The sequence below is a fragment of the Thiolapillus sp. genome (genome assembly GCF_048562965.1).
Classification (GTDB): Bacteria; Pseudomonadota; Gammaproteobacteria; order Chromatiales; family Chromatiaceae; genus Thiolapillus; species Thiolapillus brandeum_A.
Map to the genome: position 1 here is coordinate 1 of NZ_JBHNMF010000998.1, position 1,024 is coordinate 1,024.

The 1,024-nt window shown below is 53.8% G+C and carries 2 protein-coding genes; both read right to left on the bottom strand.

Annotated features, from left to right (window positions below):
- On the bottom strand, positions 1-398 hold a 398-nt coding region (locus tag ACOCD2_RS21770; RefSeq protein ID WP_419626103.1), incomplete at its 3' end, for an RHS repeat-associated core domain-containing protein.
- The coding region (locus ACOCD2_RS21775; RefSeq protein ID WP_419626105.1) for a hypothetical protein at positions 395-1,024 on the bottom strand (630 nt) is incomplete at its 5' end. The genes ACOCD2_RS21770 and ACOCD2_RS21775, both read right to left, overlap by 4 nt.

Sequence of the window (1,024 nt, forward strand, 5' to 3'; positions counted from 1 at the left end):
GGTACATCTTTACGAACTACGTGATCCCGCCGGAACAGCAGGAGGGAATGCCCCTCGGTTGCCGGCAGGTTGTGAGTAGAACTCAGAAGGGTTGTGTGTTCGGCCGCAGTGCTGTGAGCCTCAGTATCCATTTCTATTACGGATTCTGTGAGCGCGAGTTCACCGATCATAGCGCCACTGGGATCCGCATAGGTTACGGGAGCGTTTGCGCCATAGGTGTACCCGGAGACGAACTGATTAGCCGGATCTGGTGTGGTAAACCGTGAAAGCCGGGGATTGAGGTCTCGTAGACCTAAGGGTACCAGGTCCCCATAGTACTCACCTCCTGCGTAGCGTGGGCTGCACAGCGCAGTACCGGTCATTGCCAGATATAACAGAGCGATAGCTGGAGCCTTCATTCGTAAGGACCTTCCGTTTGAGGAGGTAGCCCCTGAGATGCACTGGGCGCGTAGGTACGTGCGTAGGGGTGCGCCCGTTGTAGTGACCGTTGCTGGCGTGCGAAGCCACTCAGGTCTATAGCACCAAATTCCTCAGTAGGCAGCTGGTACCGCTGTATGTGGCTGTATGTGGGTTGCGGGATACTGACAGGCTGTTCTACAACGTATACGGGCATGGTTGGTGGTATGAAAGTTTTAGGCGTTTTCAGGATACCGCGCAGGGTATATTCGCCTTCGGGTGAAAGACCGTAGTCTTGTATGTGCCGGCGAATTACATAATCGCGGGATTCGTATGAGAGGCTTGAGGCTCTTAGCATGACCTGATTGATCCAGTAATGCTTTGTTGTCCGTTTAGAGTTGTACACGCTTTCCAGCAGTTTCACACGGTCCCTGGCGGCTTTTAGTGCCGCAGCTGCCTTTTCCTGGATAGGGACGGCTTGCCGGTAGCGCCAAATTGAATAACGCAATTTGGCCGTATTCCGTATAGCCAGCGCCTCTTCCGACAACATACTTTCAGTTTGTCTGGACAGCGTAGCAACTGGAGAGGGTGGCGGGACATGGCTAACTTCTTCGTGGATGATCTGAAC